Genomic DNA, 17,896 nt, shown 5'->3' with positions numbered 1-17,896 from the left:
AGTTCGACTCAGAACTTTCAAGTCGGCGTATCTCTTATATCCACCTCGGTCAGTCCCCTCTCCCTCGGGGAGAGGGTTAGGGTGAGGGGCTCTTCGCAACATTTACGTGCAATCAGCCCAAACCATTTCCCCGCATCGCCCGATTTTGGTGCTGTACTGCCCTGAGCATTCCGGGAAAGCGCCCAAGCCTGTGCATGGCATAAGTCTTGCGCGCTTTCGAATACGCTTAGGCTCGCAGGAGGCACGCCGTGTCGATTCATGTCGCATTGCATCACGTCACGCATTACCGCTATGACCGCGCTGTCGAACTCGGCCCGCAGATCGTACGCCTGCGCCCGGCTGCCCACAGCCGCACGCGGATTCTGTCGTATGCGCTGAAAGTCTCGCCCGAGCAGCATTTCATCAATTGGCAGCAAGACCCGCAGGGTAACTATCTTGCGCGACTGGTGTTCCCCGAGAAGACTAGTGAGCTACGCATCGAAGTCGATCTGCTTGCCGAGATGGCGGTGTTCAATCCATTCGACTTCTTCCTTGAACCTTATGCCGAAAAAATCCCCTTCACCTATGCCGCCGATGAGCGCAAGGAGCTGGCGCCGTACCTCGAAACCCTGCCGCTGACGCCGAAATTCAAAGCCTATCTGGACGCCATCGACCGCACGCCGCTGCCTGCTGTGGATTTCCTCGTGGCGCTCAATCAACGCCTGAGCGAAGACATCGGTTACCTGATCCGCATGGAACCGGGCGTGCAAACCCCGGAGCACACCCTCGAACACGCCTCCGGTTCCTGCCGCGACTCGGCGTGGCTGCTGGTGCAACTGCTGCGTAACCTCGGCCTGGCTGCACGATTCGTCTCCGGCTACCTGATTCAACTGACCGCCGATGTGAAGAGCCTCGATGGTCCGTCCGGCACCGAAGTGGATTTCACCGACCTGCACGCCTGGTGCGAGGTGTATCTGCCGGGCGCTGGCTGGATTGGTCTGGATGCCACGTCCGGGCTGTTTGCTGGTGAAGGGCATATCCCGTTGGCCTGTAGTCCCGATCCGTCCTCGGCGGCACCGATCAGCGGCTTGGTCGAGCCATGCGAATGTGTGTTCAGTCATGAAATGTCAGTGGAACGGATTTGGGAGGCGCCGCGCGTCACCAAGCCTTACACCGATGAGCAGTGGCTGGCGATCCAGGCGCTCGGTCGCCAGATAGACGCCGATCTGCTGGCGGATGACGTGCGCCTGACCATGGGCGGCGAACCGACCTTTGTTTCCATCGATGATCCTGACGGCGCCGAGTGGAACACCGCCGCATTGGGTGATGATAAGCGTCGACTGTCCGCCGAACTGTTCCAGCGCATGCGCAAGCATTACGCGCCGAAAGGCCTGGTGCATTTTGGCCAGGGCAAGTGGTATCCCGGCGAGCAACTGCCGCGCTGGTCGCTCAATTGCTACTGGCGCCGTGACGGCGTGCCGATCTGGCACAACGATGCTTTGATCGCAGACGAGCAACAGGATTACGGCGCCAATGGCGAATTGGCCGGACGCTTCCTCGCCAGTGTCGCCGAGCGACTGAAGTTGCCTACGCGTTTTGTGTTTCCGGCCTACGAGGACAATTTCTATTACCTCTGGCGCGAGGGCACGTTGCCAAGCAATGTCAGCGCCGAAGATTCGCGTCTGCAGGAGCCGCTGGAGCGTGCGCGACTGCGCAAGGTCTTCAGTCAGGGGTTGAACAAGGTGATCGGCCAAGTGCTGCCGCTGGCACGTACGGCCAAGGGCGATCAATGGCAGAGCGGGCGCTGGTACCTGCGAGACGAGCATTGCCGACTCGTCCCGGGGGATTCGCCGCTGGGCTATCGCCTGCCGTTGGGGTCGCAGCCGTGGGTGAAGGCCGCCGAATACCCGTTTGTTCATCCGCAGGATCAAAATCAGGACTTCCCTGAGCTGCCGGAAACGGCACAGCTCAATAGTCCGGGTGAAGCGGCGACGGCTGACGAACGCGTGCCGAAAATCGACGAATCCGCCGACTGGCTGACCCGCACCGCATTCTGCGCTGAGGCCCGCGAAGGGCGTTTGTACTTGTTCATGCCGCCGCTGGAGCGGGTCGAGGATTATCTGGAGCTGGTGGCCGCCATCGAAGCCACCGCCGAAGAACTGCATTGCCCGGTATTGCTGGAAGGCTACGAGCCGCCAAGCGATCAACGCCTGAGTAATTTCCGAATTACCCCCGACCCTGGCGTGATCGAGGTCAATGTGCAGCCCTCGGCGACTTGGGACGAATTGGTCGAGCGCACTGAGTTTCTTTATGAAGAGGCGCGCCAGACCCGCCTGACCACCGAAAAATTCATGATCGACGGCCGCCACACCGGCACCGGCGGCGGCAATCATTTCGTGCTCGGCGGAGCGACACCGGCGGACTCGCCGTTTCTGCGTCGCCCGGACCTGCTGCGCAGCCTGATCAGTTACTGGCACAACCATCCGTCGTTGTCGTATCTGTTTTCCGGATTGTTCATCGGCCCGACGTCACAGGCGCCGCGGGTCGACGAGGCGCGCAATGATTCGCTGTACGAACTGGAAATCGCCTTTGCGCAGATGCCCGAACCCGGCGAGGAATGCGCACCATGGCTGGTCGATCGACTGCTGCGCAACTTGCTGATCGACGTCACCGGCAACACTCACCGTGCCGAATTCTGTATCGACAAACTGTACTCGCCGGACGGCGCCACTGGCCGTCTCGGTCTGCTGGAGCTGCGTGCTTTTGAAATGCCGCCGCATGCGCGTATGAGCCTCGCTCAACAGTTGTTGTTACGGGCGCTGGTCGCACGATTCTGGCGTGAACCTTATGCTCCGCCGAAACTGGCGCGCTGGGGCACTGAGTTGCACGATCGCTTTTTGCTGCCGCACTTTATCGAGCAGGACTTCGCTGACGTCATCGTCGAACTCAACAATGCTGGTTATCCATTGCGGGCTGAATGGTTCGCCGCGCACCTGGAGTTTCGTTTCCCCAAGGTTGGCGATTACGCCGTCAATGGCATCGAACTGGAACTGCGTCAGGCGCTGGAGCCTTGGCATGTGCTGGGTGAGGAGGGCGCGGCAGGCGGCACGGTGCGTTACGTCGACTCATCTCTGGAGCGTCTGCAGGTCAAGCTCAAAGGGCTGCCGCCGCAGCGTTATTTGCTGACCTGTAATGGCATCGCGGTGCCGTTGCACCCGACCGGGCGCGTGGGCGAGTTCGTCGCGGGTGTGCGTTACCGTGCGTGGCAACCGGCCAACTGCCTGCAGCCGACGATTCCGGTGCACGCCCCATTGGTGTTCGACTTGCTCGACACCTGGATGGGCCGTTCGCTGGGCGGCTGCCAATACCACGTCGCCCATCCCGGCGGGCGCAATTATGAAACACTGCCGGTCAACGCCAATGAAGCCGAGAGCCGGCGTATGGCGCGATTCTTCCGCGTCGGACACACGCCGGGGAAACTTCCTGTACCCAACGTGGAAATCAGTGACGAGCTGCCGATGACAATCGATTTGCGACGTTTCTAAGTCCTGCGCGACACGCGGATTTTTCGTATATCCGCGTGTCATGTGCCTGCGTTAGTCTGACCGTTCCTTGCTGTCTGCCGAGCTTTCCATGCCTGACCTGCTAGACCGCTACCCGCTGACGGCGGGCACTTATCATGAACTGCTCGACAGCAGTGGCGCGGTGCGCCCGCATTGGCAGCGACTGTTCGATCAGTTGCAGCGCAGCACTCCGGCGCAACTGGTGCAGCGCCAGGCGTTGCTGGCGCGGCAGATTCAGGAAAACGGTGTCACCTATAACGTTTACGCCGATCCGAAAGGCGCCGATCGGCCGTGGGAACTGGATCTGCTGCCGCATGTGATTGCAGCTGATGAATGGCAACAGCTGTCGGCCGGGATCGCTCAGCGTGCGCGACTGCTCAACGCGGTGTTGGCGGATTTGTACGGCTCGCAGCGCTTGATCAGCGAAGGTCTGCTGCCGGCAGAACTGGTATTCGGCCACAACAATTTTCTCTGGCCATGTCAGGGCATTGCGCCGCCCGAAGGCGCTTTCCTGCACCTTTACGCGGTGGATCTGGCGCGTACGCCGGACGGCCGCTGGTGGGTCACAGCCGACCGAACCCAGGCGCCTTCGGGCGCCGGGTATGCGCTGGAAAACCGCACCATCGTCTCCCGTGCCTTCCCCGAGCTGTACCGCGATCTGAAAGTGCAACATCTGGCCGGCTTCTTCCGCACGTTGCAAGAAACCCTCGCGCGCCAAGCGCCAAGTGACGGCGAAACGCCGCTGGTGGTGTTGCTCACGCCGGGGCGCTTCAACGAAAGCTACTTCGAACATTTGTATCTGGCCCGTCAGCTCGGTTATCCGCTGGTCGAGGGCGGCGACCTGACGGTGCGCGATGCTACGGTGTATCTGAAAACCCTCAGTGGCCTGCGTCGGGTGCACGCGATCATGCGCCGGCTCGACGACGATTTCTGCGATCCGTTGGAGCTGCGCACGGACTCGGCGCTCGGCGTGCCCGGTCTGCTTGAAGCGGTGCGCCAAGGGCGGGTGCTGGTCGCCAATGCTCTGGGCAGTGGCGTGCTGGAGTCGCCGGGGCTGCTAGGCTTTTTGCCGAAGATCAATCGATACCTGTTCGGCGAAGACCTGATCCTGCCGTCCATCGCGACATGGTGGTGCGGCGAGGCGCCAGTATTGGCGCAGGCGCTGGAAAAACTGCCGGAGCTGTTGATCAAACCGGCCTTTCCCTCGCAAACCTTCGCCCCTGTGTTTGGTCGTAATCTGAGTGAAAAACAGCGTCAGAATCTAGCTGAGCGCATGCAGGCGCGGCCTTATGCCTATGTTGCGCAAGAATTGGCGCAACTCTCTCATGCGCCGATCTGGCAGGCCGAAAACGGCCTGCTTCAACCGCGGGCGATTGGCATGCGCATGTATGCCGTTGCCAGTGCTGACGGTTATCGAGTATTGCCCGGCGGTCTGACCCGCGTGGCCGCCGAGGCCGATGCCGAAGTGGTGTCGATGCAACGCGGCGGCGCGAGCAAGGACACCTGGGTGCTGGGTGATCGCCCGCCAAGCGGCGAACAGTGGAAAACCCAACGCAATGTCGGCGTGCATGATCTCGTCCGCCGCGATCCTTATCTGCCCTCGCGGGTGGTGGAAAACCTGTTCTGGTTTGGCCGCTACTGCGAACGCTGCGATGACAGTGCACGGCTGCTGCGGATCATGCTCGCGCGCTATGTCGATGGCGATGACCCTCAAGCCTTGCAAGCGGCGGTCGACCTTGGCGAGCGACTGACGCTGTTGCCGGATGAAGGTGAGTTGCCAGAGCGCTTGCTGGCCGCGCTGCTCGGCGATGACTGGTCGTTCAGCCTGCGCTCCAACCTGCAACGTCTGCAGTGGGCAGCCTCGCAGGTGCGCGGCAAGCTTTCACGGGAAAACTGGCAGGCGCTGGTCGAATTGCAGCGTGAAGCAACGGAACTGGACACCGATGAACCGGATTTCGGCGAGTTGCTGGATTTCCTCAATCGCCTGGTGATGTCGCTGGCGGCGCTGTCCGGTTTTGCCCTCGACGACATGACCCGTGATGAGGGCTGGCGTTTTCTGATGATTGGCCGGCGTATCGAGCGTCTGCAGTTTCTCAGCAGCAGTCTGGCAGCGTTTCTGCGCGGTGCCGGGGCGTTTGATCAGGCCGGTCTGGAGTGGCTGCTGGAACTGGGCAACAGCAGCATCACCTACCGCTCACGTTATCTGGCGGTGGCGCAATTGATTCCGGTCCTCGACCTGTTGTTGCTCGACGAGCAGAACCCCCACGCGGTGTTGTTCCAGTTGAAACTGGTGACTCGTACGTTGAAGCGTTTGAACGATGATTTCGGCGTCCCGCGGGAGGCCGGGTTGCCACGATTGGTCGAACGTCTGGCGCAGTTCGATCTGGGGTGTCTGGAGAATCCGCTGTTCGGCGAATCCAGCGTACGCGCGGCGCTCAATGGTCTGGCGGATTTGCTTCAGGAAATCGCCGAGGCCAGCGGTCAGGTCTCGGATCGTCTGGCCCTGCGCCATTTCGCTCACGTCGATGATGTCAGCCAGCGTACGGTGTCCGTCTGATGAGCGCGCATTACCAGATCCTTCACGACACCTGTTATCACTACGACAGCCCGGTGTCTTTGGCGCAGCAACTGGCGCATCTCTGGCCCCGCGAGTGCACGTGGCAGCGCTGCACCGAGCAGCAATTGCTGATCAGCCCGGAGCCGACCGCGCGCCGCGATGAGCTGGACGTATTCGGCAATCCGCTGACCCGCTTGGCCTTCGAGCGCCCGCATGATGAGTTGCAGGTCAATGCGCGGCTCACTATTGAGGTGCTCGCGCGCCCGACGCTGGATTTCAACCAGTCCCCGGCCTGGGAGCTGACACGGGATGCGCTGACCTACAGCAGTCAGCCGCTGTCCGCCGATCTGCTGGAAGCCTGTCGGTATCGGTTCCAGTCACCCTATGTGCATTTGAAGCGCAGCTTCGTCGAGTTTTCCGATAGCTGTTTTCCAGCGGGCCAGTCGCTACTGCTGTGCGTACAGGACTTGATGCAGAAGATCTTCAGCGAATTCACCTTCGATGCCGAGGCGACCCAGGTGGCGACACCGCTGGTGGAGGTGCTGGAGCGGCGGCGCGGGGTGTGTCAGGACTTTGCCCATCTGATGCTCGCTTGCGTACGCTCACGGGGATTGGCTGCGCGTTACATCAGCGGTTATCTGCTGACTCAGCCGCCACCGGGGCAGCCGCGTTTGATCGGCGCCGATGCGTCGCATGCCTGGGTATCGGTGTTTTGCCCGGTGCTGGGTTGGGTGGATTTTGATCCGACCAACAATGTGCAGCCGGCGCTGGAGCACATCACTCTGGCGTGGGGGCGGGATTTTTCCGATGTGTCACCGCTACGCGGGGTGATCCTCGGCGGCGGCAATCACGATCCGGAAGTGCGGGTCACCGTGATGCCATTGGACTGACGCCGATCAAACTGTAGGAGTGAGCCTGCTCGCGATAGCGGTGAGTCAGCAGCAAATATTTCAACTGACACACCGCTATCGCGAGCAGGCTCACTCCTACAAGGGATTTGGGGTGTACTCGAGGGGAAAGGCTGTGAGGGCCGGCAGTGAAACTGCCAGCCCCGTCACAAATCCGCAGGGTCTGATTCGATCATCAAACCCGGTGGGGCTCAGGCGTCGGGCGCCTGATCTTTCGGTGCTTCAGTTGCATCGATTGCATCAACATCATCTTCCGTTGCCACTTCACCCTCAGGGTTCAGTGCTGCTTCTTCAGCGGTTTGTTTCTTGCGCTGAAGCTTTTCCTCTTTCTTCTGTTCCTTTGCCAGGTCTCGTTGACGTTTGGCGAAGGAGTAATTGGGTTTGGCCATGGGCGTTCCTCTTGGTCGAAGGTGAGGTTGAGCGGCGCGTATTCTGCCCTGTATCGGTGCCCGGTGGTTAGCCGGGTTTTTGATCGACCCACTTTGGCGTAACAGTCGGCTTCCAGTTATCCAGGGCATCGAGCAGCGTTTGCGGTGATTCGCTCACTTGCAGCATGTCACGGTGTGGCGCGCGAACGAAGCCTTCGCCGACGATGTGGTCAAGAAATGCAGTGAGTTTGCTGTAAAAACCGTTCACTTCCAGCAATCCCAAGGGTTTGCCGTGGTAACCGAGCTGACCCCAGGTCCAGACTTCGAACAGCTCTTCCAGCGTACCGAGGCCGCCGGGCAAGGCGATGAACGCATCGCTCAGTTCAGCCATACGCGCCTTGCGCGCGTGCATGCCGTCGACCACTTCCAGCCGCGTCAGGCTTTTGTGGCCGATTTCCTTGTCCATCAGGCTTTGCGGGATGATGCCGATGACTTCACCGCCAGCGGCCAGTGCCGCATCGGCAACGATGCCCATCAAACCCACGGCGCCACCGCCGTAGACCAGGGTCAGTTTGCGCTCGGCCAAAGCACGGCCAAGGGCAATGGCGGCTTCGGTGTAAGCCGGATCAGTGCCAGCATTGGCGCCACAAAATACACACACGGATTTCAGAGACATGCCTTCCTCCTGGGTCAATCCGTCACAGGGTAATGGCTGGCACGCCTCGATCCAAGGCCTAAACTTCGCGTTCAGGCGATTCAAAGGTACCGCTGGCGCCACAGGCGTAGGCGGCGAGCAAACTGCACAACAGACCGTTAAAGAACATGACAGGCACTCCGTCTCAGTAGATGCGCCGATCATAGGGCGGGCCGGGGAATCTGGCCGTTAGATTGTCTCGATGAGTGTCATAGCCTGAAAGTTGTATACAATTTTTGACTCAAGTCATAGGAACTTGCGAAGATTTCAGGCAGTCTTTCCACCATTAGTGTTTTTGTTAACCCTGCCTTGGAGATTCACCATGTTTTCCAAAGTTGTTGCGGTATCCCTGCTGGCGCTGGCCAGCAGCCAATTGATGGCTGCCGAGTGCAAAACCACCGTTGACTCCACCGATCAGATGTCCTTCAACACCAAGGAAATCGTGATCGACAAGAGCTGCAAGACCTTCACCGTTGAGCTGACCCACTCCGGCAACCTGCCGAAGAACGTCATGGGCCATAACCTGGTGATCAGTAAAGAAGCTGACATGCAGCCGATCGCTACCGCTGGCTTGGCTGCTGGTATCGACAAGAACTACCTGCCGGAAGGTGACGCACGCATCATCGCTCACACCAAGATCATTGGCGCGAAGGAAACTGATTCGCTGACCTTTGACGTGGCGAAGATTGCAGACGGCGGCTACGGCTTCTTCTGCTCGTTCCCTGGCCACATCTCGATGATGAAAGGCACGATTACCGTCAAGTAATTGAGTCAGGCATAAAAAAAGCGTCCCTCGGGACGCTTTTTTGTTTTCTGTAGGAGCTGCCGAAGGCTGCGATCTTTTGATTTTGTTTTTGAAGATCAAAAGATCGCAGCCTCGTTTCACTCGACAGCTCCTACTGGGGCTTGCAACTTACGGGGCAAACGGCATCACGCGTTTGTGATGGGTCTTGTTGTAAGTCGCGACGATGATGTCGAACGCTTCCTGACGCACCGGTTCGCCATGCAGGAACGCATCGATCTCGGCATACGTCACGCCATGGGACGCTTCGTCCGGTTTGCCCGGCGACAGATCCTCAAGGTCCGCCGTTGGCACTTTCTCCACCAGCGACTCCGGCGCACCAAAGCTGCGGGCAATCGCCCGAACCTGGTTTTTCACCAGACCGCTGAGCGGCGCCAGATCGCAGGCGCCGTCGCCAAACTTGGTGAAGAAGCCCATCACCGCTTCCGCCGCGTGATCGGTGCCGATCACCAGACCGTGCGCCGCGCCGGCGATAGTGTATTGGGCGACCATGCGCATGCGTGCCTTGGTATTGCCGAGCACAAAGTCCACCGACACCGCGTGCTTGCCTTCAAACGCCGCCACTTCACTGGCCAGTGATTTCACCGCCGGGCCGATGTTGACCGTGTGGCGCTCGTCCGGAGCAATGAAGTCCACCGAAGCCTGGGCGTCGTGTTCGTCGAACTGGGTTTCGTATGGCAGGCGCACGGCGATGAATTTGTAGCTGTTGTCGCCGGTTTGATCGCGCAGCTCACGCATTGCGCGCTGGGCCAGAAGACCTGCGGTCAGCGAATCGACGCCACCGCTGATACCCAGCACCAGCGTCTTGAGCCCGGAATTGACCAGGCAATCCTGAATGAAGGTAATGCGCCGGGCGACTTCGGCCTGCAGGGCCTGGTAGTCGATGAACGGCGGTTGCACCTTGAGCTGCTGCGCAATCTCACGCTGTACGGCTTGCATGAATTCACTCCTTGCTAGATAGACTGGAATCGGCAGGAACCTGGAACACGTGTCGCAAGTAGGCGACGAAATTCGGGTCTTTGCAGTGGGACTTGCCTGGCTCGTCGGAAATCTTCGCCACCGGTTGGCCGTTGCAGGCAGTCATTTTAAGCACGATGCTCATCGGTTCGACACCCGGAATGTCACAGGTGAGGTTGGTGCCGATGCCGAAGCTGACGTTGATCCGACCGTGCAGCGCGCGGAAGATCTCCAGCGATTTGGGCAGGGTCAGGCTGTCGGAGAACACCAGGGTCTTGCTCATCGGGTCGATGCCGAGCTTGTGATAGTGCGCGATGCATTTTTCGCCCCACACCACAGGATCGCCGGAGTCGTGGCGCAGACCGTCGAACAGCTTGGCGAAGAACAGATCGAAATCGCCGAGGAAAGCATCGGTGGTGATGCAGTCGGTGAGGGCGATCCCCAGCAAGCCCCGGTATTCACGCACCCAGCAATCAAGCGCAGCAATCTGGCTGTCGATCAGCCGTGGGCCGAGTTGCTGGTGCGCCATGATCCACTCGTGGGCCATGGTGCCCAATGGCTTCATGTCGAGTTCGCGCGACAGATGCACGTTGCTGGTGCCGACGAAGCGCCCCGGGAAATCGTGCTTGAGCACGTTCACCACTTCAGCCTGCACGCCGTACGAAAAACGCCGACGCGTGCCGAAATCGGCGACTTGCAGTTGCGATAGCTCATCGGCCGAGGCGTTGGCGGTCAGCCAGTCGAATTTTCGATAGAGCTGCTCGCGCGCCTGTTCAAGCACAGTTTCGCGGTAGCGATAGCGGTTGCGCACTTCGCTGACGATCGCCAGCAGCGGCACTTCGTAAAGGATTACATGCAGCCATGGCCCGCGCAGACGGATGAACAGCTCGCCGTTCTCGATGCCGGTATGCACGTAGCGCAGGTTGAAGCGGAACAGCCCGAGGAAACGCAGGAAGTCCGGTTTCAGGAAGCTGATGCGCTCAAGAAAACTCAGTTGATCGGCACTCAGGCTCAGCTCGGCCAGACGTTCGATCTGATAGCGGATCTCGGCCAGATACGGGCGCAGATCCTCGCTGTTACGGCAACGAAACTCCCATTCGACTTCGACGTTGGGGTAGTTGTGCAGCACCGCCTGCATCATCGTCAATTTGTAGAAGTCGGTGTCGAGCAGGTTCTGCACGATGCGATCGGCAAACACGCTCTCGCTCATAACGGGGTCTCCAGGTGCGCCGCGCTGTGGCGCGGTCTCAATCAATGGCGCTAGTGGCGCATATCAGGGACGAAGATTGCCAGCAATTTTTTAGATCAGCGCAGAACCCTGGTGGGAGCGAGCCTGCTCGCGAAGGCGTCATTTCAGTCGGAATGGTTATTGAATGTGCCGGCCTCTTCGCGAGCAAGCTCACTCCCACAGGGGGGCAAGGCAGCTCATGCTGGGCTGTCGATCTGTTCGAGCATCCACTTCACAAAGTCCCGCACCTTCGGCACTTCCGCCGCATGCTCCGGGTACGCCAGGTAATAAGCGTCGGTGCTGGGCATGGCATGCTCAAAGGGAATGACCAGTTTGCCGTCGGCCAATTCCTCCTCCACAAGAAACCGTGGCAATAGCGCCACACCACAGCCGACCTGCGCGGCACGAATGCACATATAGAAGGTTTCAAACCGTGGCCCGTGATAGCTGTGTTCGGTCTGGTAGCCCTGGCTGTCGAACCAGTCGTGCCAGGCCTGCGGGCGCGAGGCATTTTGCAGCAGAACCAGATCGCTGAGTTGCGTCGGATCAGTAAACGGCTTCTCCGGCAGGCTGCCCGGCGCACACACCGGCACCAGCTCTTCGCCGAACAACTTCAGGCATTCCGTGCCGGGCCGCGAACCCTGGCCGAAATAGAACGCCAGATCGCTGCGCCCCTGCAGCAGATCATCCGCTTCCTGCTCGTTGCACAAGTCCAGATGAATCGACGGATGACGTAGCCGCCAGCCTTTCAGGCGCGGCACCAGCCAGCGCGCGCCGAAGGTCGATGGAGTAGATACGCGCAGGACTTCAGTTTCGCCGCCGTAGGAACGCAGGTAATGCGTCGACATCTCCACTTGCGTGAGGATTTTTCGCACCTCAACCAAGTACAAATCCCCGGCCGGGGTCATCTGCAAACGTCGGCGCACGCGGAGGAACAATAAGTGTTGTAACAATTCCTCAAGCTGCGCGACCTGCTTGCTCACCGCACTCTGGGTCAGGTTCAGTTCCTCGGCGGCGCGGGTGAAACTCAAGTGCCGTGTCACGGCCTCGAAGCACTGCAACGCGGTGATCGAGGGCAAGTGGCGTTTGTTCAGCATGGCCGATCCTTTTCTTGTCTTTCTGTGCTCAGCATGAATAAACGGAATGATATCTCGCGTAAAGGTCGTTTGTTGCCTTGCCAATGTGACGCTACAACTAAAGGCCTGCCCGGTCGTGCAAACAGCGGCCGCACACATTCAGTTTTTTGCTTGAGGAGTGACCCATGGTTGCCGCATTGCTTGATCGTCTAGGTGTGAATCCGGCCCTGTATCAGAACGGCAAAGTGCCGGTGCATTCGCCGATCGACGGCAGCCGCATCGCCGCTGTGAACTGGGAAGGTCCGGCCGAAGTCGAGCAGCACATCAGTCGCGCAGATCATGCGTTCGAGCAATGGCGCAAGATTCCGGCCCCGCGTCGCGGCGAATTGGTGCGTCAGTTCGGTGAAGTGTTGCGTGAATACAAAGCCGACCTCGGCGAACTGGTTTCGTGGGAGGCGGGCAAAATCACCCAGGAAGGTCTGGGTGAAGTGCAGGAGATGATCGACATCTGCGACTTCGCTGTCGGTCTGTCTCGCCAACTCTACGGCTTGACCATCGCCTCCGAGCGTCCTGGCCACCACATGCGTGAAACCTGGCATCCGCTGGGCGTGGTCGGGGTGATCAGCGCGTTCAACTTCCCGGTCGCGGTGTGGGCGTGGAACACCACGCTGGCGCTGGTCTGCGGTAACCCGGTGGTGTGGAAACCGTCGGAAAAAACTCCGCTGACCGCGCTGGCCTGCCAGGCGCTGTTTGATCGTGTGGTGAAGAATTTTACCGATGCGCCGGCGAATCTTTGCCAAGTGATCATCGGTGGTCGCGACGCGGGTGAAGCGCTGGTTGATGATCCGCGTGTAGCGCTGATCAGCGCCACCGGCAGCACGCGCATGGGCCGCGAAGTAGCGCCGAAAGTCGCCGCGCGTTTTGCCCGCAGCATTCTGGAACTGGGCGGCAACAACGCGATGATCCTCGGCCCAAGCGCCGACCTCGACATGGCCGTGCGCGCGATTCTGTTCAGCGCCGTCGGTACCGCCGGTCAGCGCTGCACCACGTTGCGTCGTCTGATCGCCCATGAATCGGTAAAGGAAGAAATCGTCACCCGCCTCAAGGCCGCTTATTCGAAAGTACGCATCGGCAACCCACTGGAAGGCAATCTGGTCGGCCCGCTGATCGACAAGCACAGCTTTGAAAACATGCAGGATGCGCTGGAGCAGGCATTGAGCGAGGGTGGTCGGGTGTTTGGCGGCAAGCGTCAGCTCGAAGACCAATTCCCTAACGCCTATTACGTTTCCCCGGCCATCGTTGAAATGCCGGAGCAGAGCGACGTGGTCTGCAGCGAAACCTTCGCACCGATTCTGTACGTGGTCGGTTACAGCGATTTTCAGGAAGCGCTGCGCCTGAATAACGCCGTGCCACAAGGCTTGTCGTCGTGCATCTTCACCACGGACGTGCGCGAGGCTGAGCAGTTCATGTCGGCGGTCGGCAGTGATTGCGGCATTGCCAACGTCAACATCGGCCCGAGCGGCGCGGAGATTGGTGGTGCGTTTGGTGGTGAGAAGGAAACGGGTGGTGGGCGTGAATCGGGTTCCGATGCATGGCGCGGATACATGCGCCGTCAGACCAACACCGTGAACTACTCGCTGGAGTTGCCGCTGGCGCAGGGCATCACCTTCGACTGAGGATGGAGGAAAAGCTGAAAAGGTCGCAGCCTTCGGCAGCTCCTACATAGGTGGCGCCAGGCTGCGGTTTTGTAGGAGCTGCCGAAGGCTGCGATCTTTTGGCGGCCCCACAAGCGCATTTGGTTAGGTTTCTGTTGGAGTCTGGCAATGCCGTTACGCGAAGAATGTCTGTGGGAAAAACTCACGCCACAAAGGCCGGATAACACCGCGCTCAAGGGCGAAGTCAAAGTCGATGTCTGCGTGATCGGCGCCGGGTTCACCGGGTTGTCGGCGGCGCTGCACCTGTTGGAAAAAGGCAAAAGCGTCTGCGTGCTGGAAGCCCATCGCGCCGGTCACGGCGGTTCCGGGCGCAACGTCGGGCTGGTCAACGCCGGCATGTGGATCCCGCCGGACGAGATCGAGGCCGGTTTCGGTGAAGCGGTCGGCAGTCAGCTCAACCGCATGCTCGGGGCCGCGCCGGCGCTGGTGTTCAGCCTTGTGGATAAATACAACATCGATTGCCAGTTACGCCGCGAAGGCACGCTGCATATGGCGCATAACGCCAAGGGCGAGGCGGATCTGCGCAGTCGCGAGCAACAATGGAAACGTCGTGGTGCACCGGTCGAGCTGTTGACCGGCAAGGCCTGCGAACAGGCCACCGGCACGCAAAAGATCGCTGCGGCTTTGCTCGATCGTCGCGCCGGTACGCTCAATCCGATGGCGTATGTCACCGGGTTGGCCAACGCAGTGATCCGTCTTGGCGGAAAAATGTTCGATCATTCGCCGGTCACTCGCCTCGAGCGTCAGGGCGCTAACTGGTCGGTGCAGACCGAGCACGGTTCGGTACTGGCCGGGCAAGTGGTCATCGCCTCCAATGCCTACACCGAAGGCGACTGGACCGAACTCAAGCGCAACTTCTTCCCCGGTTACTACTATCAGGTCGCTTCGGTGCCGCTGACCGAAGATGCCGCGCAGGAAATTCTCCCGGGCGGCCAGGGTTCATGGGATACCCGTCAGGTCTTGAGCAGCATCCGCCGCGACAAAGAGGGACGCTTGTTGCTCGGCAGCCTGGGTAACGGCAATCAGAAACCTGCATGGTTTCTCAAGGCCTGGGCCGACCGCGTGCAGCAGCATTATTTCCCCAATTTGAAACCGGTTGAATGGGAATGCACCTGGACCGGGCGCATTGCGTTTACGCCCGACCACCTTATGCGTTTGTTTGAACCTGCTCCCGGACTGGTTGCCGTTACGGGCTACAACGGTCGGGGCGTCACTACCGGCACGGTGGTCGGCAAAGCCTTCGCCGATTACCTGTGTAACGGTAATCCCGGGGCGCTGCCGATTCCTTTCGCACCGATGCAGCCCTTGACCGGCGTGGGCTTGCGCAGTTGCCTGTACGAGGCCGGGTTCTCGCTGTATCACGCGGGCCAGTGCCTGCGCATCGTCATTTGAGTGTTGAAATATGTTGCCGGAAGCAGCGCTTTTCGATGCAGCGACTAGCCTGTAATGGTGCGGGTTGTAGCAGTCCCGCACCAGCAGTGTGCAGTTCGGTGACGCGGGCTGTTACAGGCTGGTTGCACGTTGTTTGGCGCCGCGGTTGCAATGATGGCGCGTGCGGGTTGCGCCTGAAAAAATAAATGGTTTCACCTTCCGCGGTTTAGACGGTTGCACGCCCAATGAAAATGGGAACGAAACAGTCGAAATAACAAGAAAGCAGCGACTTTTTGAAGAATAAAAAACCGATGGCACGGCCCTTGCTCTGAGCATTCAGTGAAGTGAAGTCGCAGTGCCAACTAAAAAAAACCTTGGAGCACCACCTCATGTCCCAGACGTTTTACAAGAAAGGCTTTCTGGCCCTCGCAGTGGCTACTGCGTTGGGTGTTTCTGCGTTTGCTCAAGCTGATGTGAAAATCGGTGTAGCGGGTCCGATGACGGGCGCCAACGCGGCATTTGGCGAGCAGTACATGAAGGGTGCACAGGCGGCAGCTGACGCAGTCAACGCGGCAGGTGGCGTCAACGGGGAGAAAATCGTTCTGGTCAAAGGCGATGACGCCTGCGAACCGAAGCAGGCCGTGACGGTCGCCAAGGACCTCACCAACCAGAAAGTCGCCGGCGTGGTCGGTCACTTCTGCTCCTCTTCGACCATTCCAGCGTCGGAAATCTACGACGAAGCCGGGATCATCGCGATCACCCCGGGTTCGACCAACCCGCAAGTCACCGAGCGCGGTCTCAGCGCCATGTTCCGTATGTGCGGGCGTGACGACCAACAGGGCATCGTTGCCGGCGACTACATCGTTGATGTGCTCAAGGGCAAGAAAGTCGTCGTGCTGCATGACAAGGACACCTACGGCCAAGGCCTGGCGGATGCCACCAAGGCACAACTGGTCAAGCGCGGCGTAACGCCCGTGTTGTACGAAGGCCTGACCCGTGGTGAAAAAGACTTCAGCACCATCGTCACCAAGATCCGTGGCGCCGGCGCCGACGTCGTCTACTTCGGCGGTCTGCACCCGGAGGCCGGCCCGCTGGTTCGCCAACTGCGTGAACAAGGCCTGAAAGACGTCAAGTTCATGTCCGATGACGGCATCGTGACTGACGAACTGGTGACCACCGCCGGTGGCCCGCAATTCGTCGACGGCGTACTGATGACCTTCGGCGCCGACCCACGCCTGCTGCCAGACAGCAAGACCGTGGTAGATGCTTTCCGCAAGGCCGGTACCGAACCTGAGGGCTACACCCTGTACGCCTACGCTTCGGTGCAGACCCTGGCTGCTGCCTTCAATGGCGCGAAGTCCAACAAGGGTGAAGAGGCTGCGGCCTGGCTGAAGAAAAATCCGGTGAAAACCGTCATGGGTGAAAAAACCTGGGACTCCAAGGGCGACCTGAAAGTCTCCGACTACGTGGTTTACCAGTGGGACAAGGACGGCAAATATCACCAGCTGGAAAAACAGAAGTAAGGGCTGACGCGATCAGTTGATCCCACGGTTCCTTTGTAGGAGTGAGCCTGCTCGCGATGACGGAGTTACAGGCAACACATGTGTTGAGTGTTAATCCGCTATCGCGAGCAGGCTCACTCCTACAGGGGGCGGTGGTGACGGGTGAATCGTGGCTGACATTGCTCCGACGTAAATCTGTATTTTCCTTAGAAGAGCCGCACGTCCACAGGCGTGCAGGTTCTCACTGCGTGAGATTGCGTTATGGATGGTATTTTCCTGCAGCAACTGGTCAACGGCCTGACCCTCGGGTCGGTCTATGGCCTGATCGCCATCGGCTACACAATGGTCTATGGCATCATCGGCATGATCAACTTCGCCCACGGCGAGGTTTACATGATTTCCGCTTACCTGGCGGCAATCAGTCTGGCTCTGCTGGCTTACTTCGGTATTGAATCCTTCCCGCTGCTGATGCTCGGCACCCTGATCTTCACCATCGTCGTTACGGCGGTGTATGGCTGGGTCATCGAGCGAGTCGCTTACAAACCCCTGCGCAACTCCACCCGACTGGCACCGCTGATCAGCGCCATCGGTATTTCCCTGATCCTGCAAAACTATGCACAGATCGCCCAAGGCGCCAAACAACAGGGCGTACCCACCCTGCTGACCGGTGCATGGCGTGTCGAAATCGGTACCGGTTTCGTGCAACTGACCTACACCAAAGTCTTTATTCTGGTGGCCGCGTTTGTCGGCATGGGGCTGCTGACCTACATCATCAAGTACACAAAGCTCGGTCGTATGTGTCGCGCGACCCAGCAAGACCGCAAGATGGCATCGATCCTCGGCATCAACACCGACCGGGTCATTTCCTACGTGTTCATCATCGGTGCAGCCATGGCGGCGCTGGCCGGTGTGCTGATCACCATGAACTACGGCACTTTCGACTTCTATGCCGGCTTCATCATTGGCATCAAGGCATTTACCGCAGCGGTATTGGGCGGAATCGGTTCGCTGCCTGGCGCGATGCTCGGCGGAATCATCCTCGGCATTTCCGAGTCGCTGTTCTCCGGTCTGGTCAACTCCGACTACAAAGACGTGTTCAGCTTCTCGCTGCTCGTACTTGTTCTGGTCTTCCGACCACAAGGTCTGTTGGGCCGTCCTCTTGTGTCGAAGGTGTAA

Annotated in this window: 13 protein-coding genes; 8 read left to right on the top strand and 5 right to left on the bottom strand. The window is 59.6% G+C overall.

Features of this window, described 5'->3' with window-relative positions:
* Positions 1–248 precede the first annotated feature (248 nt).
* The 3 genes from CQ009_RS09850 to CQ009_RS09840 all read left to right on the top strand — a co-directional run bounded on the left by CQ009_RS09850 (position 249) and on the right by CQ009_RS09840 (position 6,989).
* A complete protein-coding gene (locus CQ009_RS09850; RefSeq protein ID WP_105705871.1) occupies positions 249–3,524 on the top strand; it encodes a DUF2126 domain-containing protein in 3,276 nt (1,091 codons plus the stop codon).
* Positions 3,525–3,612: 88 nt separating this feature from the next.
* Positions 3,613–6,099 (top strand): circularly permuted type 2 ATP-grasp protein, encoded by a 2,487-nt coding sequence (locus CQ009_RS09845; RefSeq protein WP_105705869.1) that lies wholly within the window; start codon positions 3,613–3,615, stop codon positions 6,097–6,099.
* The gene (locus CQ009_RS09840; protein WP_064388647.1) at positions 6,099–6,989 is read left to right on the top strand and encodes a transglutaminase family protein; all 891 of its coding nucleotides are present in this window, start codon (positions 6,099–6,101) and stop codon (positions 6,987–6,989) included. Before CQ009_RS09845 ends, CQ009_RS09840 begins: the two co-directional genes overlap by 1 nt.
* A 209-nt stretch (positions 6,990–7,198) precedes the next feature.
* On the opposite strand, the gene CQ009_RS09830 is transcribed toward CQ009_RS09840, so the two are convergent.
* Together CQ009_RS09830 and CQ009_RS09825 are read right to left on the bottom strand one after the other, a co-directional pair.
* A complete protein-coding gene (locus CQ009_RS09830; RefSeq protein WP_064388648.1) occupies positions 7,199–7,396 on the bottom strand; it encodes a hypothetical protein in 198 nt (65 codons plus the stop codon).
* A 67-nt stretch (positions 7,397–7,463) separates the two neighbouring features.
* Complete coding sequence (locus tag CQ009_RS09825; RefSeq protein ID WP_064117208.1) at positions 7,464–8,051, bottom strand: TIGR00730 family Rossman fold protein; 588 nt, start codon at positions 8,049–8,051, stop codon at positions 7,464–7,466.
* A gap of 340 nt (positions 8,052–8,391) precedes the next feature.
* Between CQ009_RS09825 and azu the strand changes: the two genes are divergently transcribed.
* Positions 8,392–8,835: an azurin gene (gene azu, locus CQ009_RS09820; protein ID WP_095138131.1), complete on the top strand. Its 444-nt coding sequence runs from the start codon at positions 8,392–8,394 to the stop codon at positions 8,833–8,835.
* Between the two features lie 147 nt (positions 8,836–8,982).
* On the opposite strand, the gene nadE is transcribed toward azu, so the two are convergent.
* The 3 genes from nadE to CQ009_RS09800 all read right to left on the bottom strand — a co-directional run bounded on the left by nadE (position 8,983) and on the right by CQ009_RS09800 (position 12,153).
* Positions 8,983–9,810 (bottom strand): ammonia-dependent NAD(+) synthetase, encoded by an 828-nt coding sequence (gene nadE, locus CQ009_RS09815; RefSeq protein WP_105705867.1) that lies wholly within the window; start codon positions 9,808–9,810, stop codon positions 8,983–8,985.
* 4 nt (positions 9,811–9,814) lie between these two features.
* A complete protein-coding gene (pncB, locus tag CQ009_RS09810; RefSeq protein ID WP_064388655.1) occupies positions 9,815–11,038 on the bottom strand; it encodes a nicotinate phosphoribosyltransferase in 1,224 nt (407 codons plus the stop codon).
* A gap of 215 nt (positions 11,039–11,253) precedes the next feature.
* Positions 11,254–12,153: a LysR family transcriptional regulator gene (locus CQ009_RS09800; RefSeq protein ID WP_105705863.1), complete on the bottom strand. Its 900-nt coding sequence runs from the start codon at positions 12,151–12,153 to the stop codon at positions 11,254–11,256.
* A 164-nt stretch (positions 12,154–12,317) separates the two neighbouring features.
* On the opposite strand from CQ009_RS09800, the gene CQ009_RS09795 reads away from it, so the two are divergent.
* From CQ009_RS09795 to CQ009_RS09780, 4 genes are all read left to right on the top strand, one after another.
* Positions 12,318–13,808 carry an aldehyde dehydrogenase family protein gene (locus CQ009_RS09795; protein ID WP_105705861.1) on the top strand — a complete coding sequence of 497 codons (1,491 nt, stop codon included), beginning with the start codon at positions 12,318–12,320 and terminating at the stop codon, positions 13,806–13,808.
* A 147-nt stretch (positions 13,809–13,955) separates the two neighbouring features.
* Positions 13,956–15,239, top strand: a complete 1,284-nt coding sequence (locus CQ009_RS09790) for an FAD-binding oxidoreductase (RefSeq protein WP_064388658.1) — start codon at positions 13,956–13,958, stop codon at positions 15,237–15,239.
* 368 nt (positions 15,240–15,607) lie between these two features.
* On the top strand, positions 15,608–16,741 hold the full coding sequence (locus tag CQ009_RS09785; RefSeq protein WP_007915892.1) for an ABC transporter substrate-binding protein: 1,134 nt from the start codon (positions 15,608–15,610) through the stop codon (positions 16,739–16,741).
* A 240-nt stretch (positions 16,742–16,981) separates the two neighbouring features.
* Positions 16,982–17,896 (top strand): branched-chain amino acid ABC transporter permease, encoded by a 915-nt coding sequence (locus CQ009_RS09780; RefSeq protein WP_064388660.1) that lies wholly within the window; start codon positions 16,982–16,984, stop codon positions 17,894–17,896.

The sequence above is a fragment of the Pseudomonas sp. MYb2 genome, assembly GCF_002979955.1.
In the GTDB taxonomy this organism is placed as follows: domain Bacteria; phylum Pseudomonadota; class Gammaproteobacteria; order Pseudomonadales; family Pseudomonadaceae; genus Aquipseudomonas.
This window is presented reverse-complemented; position numbering and strand designations above follow the sequence as displayed.

What these genes read in the sequence shown, in the direction of transcription:
- CQ009_RS09840 (WP_064388647.1), top strand. Translation starts at nt 6,099, where the DNA reads ATGAGCGCGCATTACCAGATCCTTCACGACACCTGTTATCACTACGAC.
- CQ009_RS09790 (WP_064388658.1), top strand. Translation starts at nt 13,956, where the DNA reads ATGCCGTTACGCGAAGAATGTCTGTGGGAAAAACTCACGCCACAAAGG.
- CQ009_RS09795 (WP_105705861.1), top strand. Translation starts at nt 12,318, where the DNA reads ATGGTTGCCGCATTGCTTGATCGTCTAGGTGTGAATCCGGCCCTGTAT.
- CQ009_RS09780 (WP_064388660.1), top strand. Translation starts at nt 16,982, where the DNA reads ATGGATGGTATTTTCCTGCAGCAACTGGTCAACGGCCTGACCCTCGGG.
- pncB (WP_064388655.1), bottom strand. Translation starts at nt 11,038, where the DNA reads ATGAGCGAGAGCGTGTTTGCCGATCGCATCGTGCAGAACCTGCTCGAC.
- nadE (WP_105705867.1), bottom strand. Translation starts at nt 9,810, where the DNA reads ATGCAAGCCGTACAGCGTGAGATTGCGCAGCAGCTCAAGGTGCAACCG.
- CQ009_RS09825 (WP_064117208.1), bottom strand. Translation starts at nt 8,051, where the DNA reads ATGTCTCTGAAATCCGTGTGTGTATTTTGTGGCGCCAATGCTGGCACT.
- CQ009_RS09785 (WP_007915892.1), top strand. Translation starts at nt 15,608, where the DNA reads ATGTCCCAGACGTTTTACAAGAAAGGCTTTCTGGCCCTCGCAGTGGCT.
- CQ009_RS09800 (WP_105705863.1), bottom strand. Translation starts at nt 12,153, where the DNA reads ATGCTGAACAAACGCCACTTGCCCTCGATCACCGCGTTGCAGTGCTTC.
- CQ009_RS09845 (WP_105705869.1), top strand. Translation starts at nt 3,613, where the DNA reads ATGCCTGACCTGCTAGACCGCTACCCGCTGACGGCGGGCACTTATCAT.
- CQ009_RS09830 (WP_064388648.1), bottom strand. Translation starts at nt 7,396, where the DNA reads ATGGCCAAACCCAATTACTCCTTCGCCAAACGTCAACGAGACCTGGCA.
- azu (WP_095138131.1), top strand. Translation starts at nt 8,392, where the DNA reads ATGTTTTCCAAAGTTGTTGCGGTATCCCTGCTGGCGCTGGCCAGCAGC.